4 protein-coding genes are annotated in these 3,536 nt (G+C 67.3%); all 4 read right to left on the bottom strand.

Annotation, left to right across the window (positions count from 1 at the left end; translation table 11 throughout):
• Positions 1-198: 198 nt before the first annotated feature.
• The 4 genes from ACFXIV_RS01665 to ACFXIV_RS01650 all read right to left on the bottom strand — a co-directional run bounded on the left by ACFXIV_RS01665 (position 199) and on the right by ACFXIV_RS01650 (position 3,384).
• Complete coding sequence (locus tag ACFXIV_RS01665; RefSeq protein ID WP_379395416.1) at positions 199-642, bottom strand: hypothetical protein; 444 nt, start codon at positions 640-642, stop codon at positions 199-201.
• Positions 609-797: a hypothetical protein gene (locus ACFXIV_RS01660; protein ID WP_379395418.1), complete on the bottom strand. Its 189-nt coding sequence runs from the start codon at positions 795-797 to the stop codon at positions 609-611. Before ACFXIV_RS01660 ends, ACFXIV_RS01665 begins: the two co-directional genes overlap by 34 nt.
• 343 nt (positions 798-1,140) lie before the next feature.
• Positions 1,141-1,968 (bottom strand): SDR family NAD(P)-dependent oxidoreductase, encoded by an 828-nt coding sequence (locus tag ACFXIV_RS01655; protein WP_379395420.1) that lies wholly within the window; start codon positions 1,966-1,968, stop codon positions 1,141-1,143.
• Positions 1,969-3,384 carry a DHA2 family efflux MFS transporter permease subunit gene (locus ACFXIV_RS01650; protein ID WP_379395422.1) on the bottom strand — a complete coding sequence of 472 codons (1,416 nt, stop codon included), beginning with the start codon at positions 3,382-3,384 and terminating at the stop codon, positions 1,969-1,971.
• Positions 3,385-3,536 lie beyond the last annotated feature (152 nt).

The following is a 3,536-nucleotide window of genomic DNA, read 5'->3' as shown; positions in this document are numbered from 1 at the left end:
CAACACTCCCTCTCAACGACCTCTCACGGCGAGCACGTCAACCCGTCCTCCCGCGTAGACCACGACACCATCGCGGCTTCTCCCGGACAAGCCCCGGGTTTCACGGGCGGACCGGCACGGATGCCATGCAGAGGGGTTCGAGTCCCGCCTCGAGCAACACCCGAGCACGCTGTCGTGCCCCCGGTGACACGGGAGCCTTCACGCGTAGTCCATCGATCGAGTGGGGAAGGCATGCCCGCGAGCCCCGAGGACCACCAGCAGGGTGGGTGCCAGCAGCGCCAGCACGGTCCACGGGAATGCCATCGAGCCGAACAGCGTCAACAGCACCCCGCCGACGACACCGCCGCCAGCCATTGCCAGGTTCCACAGCGTGACCAGCATGGCCTGGGCCGCATCGGCGGCGTCACCGCCGGCGATCGCCACCGCGGTCTGCAGCAGGGTCGGCACGCCGCCCCAGCCCAAGCCCCACAGCGCCGCCGCCACGTAGATCAGCACCGCGTTGTGCACCTGCGCGGCCAGCATCGCGGCCGCGATGGCCACCAGAATCGTTCCGCCGATGGTCAATCCACGCAGGCGGCGGTCGATGTGCGCGCCGGTGAACCAGATGCTCACCATCGACGCGATGCCGAAGACCAGCAGCACCACACCACACCGGCCGCGATTCCGGCGATGAACCGCGCGACCAGCGTCAGCGGGTACGACAGCGATGCCGCCGTCACGGTATTGGCCACCGCAAATCCGGCCACACCAGCCAGGAGCAGCCGCTTGCGCCGCCATCCGGCCGTCGCTACCGACAACGGAATGGCCGATACCGCGGTTCCGATCGGGTAGACGGTGACCAGCTGCCCGGTTGCCGACTCTCAGGTCGGCGCTCATTCCGGGCAGTACGCCAGCGGGCAACGCCTCGGTGAGAACAGTGATGAAAGCCGCGGTGGTCAGCGCGAGCAACGACGGAACTGGCAGTCGCTGAGCATCTTTCGTAATCGTCTCCGACCGCGGGACCTGCCTTCCAGTTTGACCCGAACCTCAATGAATTGCGACTCGACCCGGCGTGACGTGAACCACAATGCAGCCTGGAGCAAAGTTTAATATGCATTTCGCAGATCCACATTCTTGCTCGATCTCCGGCGGCGGTGTTTTCTATCGGGCCGACTCTCGGTGTGACGCCAAGAATTTGCCGGTCAGTTCGTTCAAGCGGGCGGCGGCATTCGAGTCGAACCCGCGACCACGAATCGGGATCCGCCGGCCTTCGACGAACGCGCTCAAGGGGTCCGCGGGCGGGGCGTCGATCAGGTCCACGATCGGCTTCGCCGCGGCCGGAATCGGTTTGCCGAACCGGCGCATGTTCTCCACCATCAGCGCCGTCGCCGGGTCGTACTCCCCGGTCTGACCAGTCGCGGTGACGCCGGGATGCACCAGCACATAGCGAGTCTTGCCATCCGGGTACTGCGCAGCGAACGAGACACCGAGCAGGTCGTTGAGCTTGCCGCCCTGCCCCAGGGCCGCGCCGCCGCTGTAGTACCGCTCGAACTGGATGTCGTTCCACTGCACGGCCGACAGATCCGCTCCGGGTCCGGCCACGTTCATGATGACCGGATTGCCGCTGCGCTCCAACGCCTCCCGCAGCTCGTGACCGAACAGGTAACGGCTCAGGTAGAAGTGCGCGAAGGTGGATTCGATACCCTCGGGCGTCTCGTTGCGCGCGGACCGATAGAACCGCGCGCACAGCACCAGCGCGTCGAGGACCGGATACGAGTTCCGCAACTCCTCGATCAGCGCCCGGTTGTCCGACAGCAGATCCAGATCCGCGCGCAGGAACCTCACGTTCGATCCCGCCGCCGCGGCGAACCTCTCGCCCTTCTCCGGATGCCGGCCGATCACGACGACTCGGTCGCCGCGCCCGGCGTAGACGCCGGCGAGGTATCGGCCGATGCCGTCGGTGCCGCCGGTGATCACGATGGTCTTCATTCACGCCTCCTGCGGGACGGCGGTCGGCTCCGCGGCCGACGCGTCCATCGACGGTGCGGCGGCGGGCTTGCCGGGTAGGAACAGGGTGGCCAGGGTGCCGATCGCCAGGAAGCCGGAGATCCAGTAGTAGGCGTGATGGAAGCCCGCCAGCGGCGTCGCTGCCGTCTGAATCAGCAAGGCCACCACCGCGATTCCGGCGGAGCCGCCGAGCTGGTTGAGCATGTACAGCACCGAGCTGCCCTGCGGAACCTGCTCGGGCGGCAGGGTCCGGTACAGCGCACCCTGGATGGGCGCACCGGTCGCGCCCATTCCGACGCCGATGAAGAACCCCGCCACCACCACCCACACCTCATGGGTGTGGCTGCCCAGCAGGCTGAAGCCCACCGCGCTGAGCAAGGTCACCACGCTGCCCGCGAAAGCCAGTTCCCGCGAACCCAATCGGTCCGAGAAGCGGCCGGCGAAGGGCATGGTCACCGCCGCGCCGACGCCCAGCGGCGCGAGCAGCAACCCGGCCTGGAACACGTCGTGACCGCGCACGGCCTGCAGGTACAGCGGAATGGCGAAGAGGCTGGCGAAGGTCGCCACGCCGACGAAGGCGCCGACGATGACGCTGGCGCTGAAGCTGCGCCGGGTGAACAGCCGCAGGTCGATCAGCGGCGGGTTCTCGCGCTGCCGGAGCGCGTGCGCACCGTAGGCGATCAACAGCACCACGCCCGCGATGAGTGGCAGCAGTACCTGCCAGGCCGCGAAGGTGCGCCGTTCGGCCGCCTGGGTCAGCGCGAGCACGGCGATGGCCGCGCCGGGCCCGATCAGCACCACGCCGAGCAGGTCCAGCCGCGCCCGAATCCCCTGCGGCGCAGCCAGATCCGCGGGCAGGATGCGTAGCGACAGCACCACCGCGAGCAGGACGATCGGCACGCTCACCAGGAACATCCACCGCCAATCCCATTGGCGGAGAATGAGTCCGCCGACGATGGGGCCGAACACCGGACCGCTGGACCCGACGATGCCCATGATGCCCATGACCCGGCCCGCCCGGCTGGGCCCGGCCGCCAGGGCCAGCAGCATGAGCATGAGCGGGTCGACGATGCCCGCGCCGATCCCCTGCACGATGCGGAAGGCGATCAGCGTTCCGACCTCCGGCGCGAGCCCCGAACCGAGCGATCCGATCAGGAACAGCCCCAACCCGGCGATATTGACGAATGTCGCAGACGGCCCGATACCGCGGTGCAGCTGCGTGGAGATGTAGCCCGGCCGGCCCTGCATGTACGCCGCGTGCACGCGCCACGCGGCCAGGAAGGCGGGAATGTCGCCGGGATCGACACCGAACCTGTTGACGATGACGACCGGACCGGCATCGAGGGCCAGCTGGTCGAAGAAGGCGATGTGGGCATCCATGGGCGTCAGAGTGGTCACGGCAACTCCTGAGAAGTGGCGAATGCCGTTCGGACGGTGGACAACTCCAGGCGCGAACGGCACAATCTATACTCGCTGGTTCATTTTGGTGACCTTGTATGAGTAGTACAACCGGGTACATGAATCTGAACCAGAGGATCAAATTTTCGAGT

Source organism: Nocardia sp. NPDC059236, from assembly GCF_042754085.1.
In the GTDB taxonomy this organism is placed as follows: domain Bacteria; phylum Actinomycetota; class Actinomycetes; order Mycobacteriales; family Mycobacteriaceae; genus Nocardia.
The sequence above is the reverse complement of the archived record's forward strand: the minus strand, read 5'-3'. Positions and strand labels throughout refer to the sequence as shown.

Coding starts and splice junctions, on each gene's coding strand:
- ACFXIV_RS01655 (WP_379395420.1), bottom strand. CDS start 1,968: ATGAAGACCATCGTGATCACCGGCGGCACCGACGGCATCGGCCGATAC.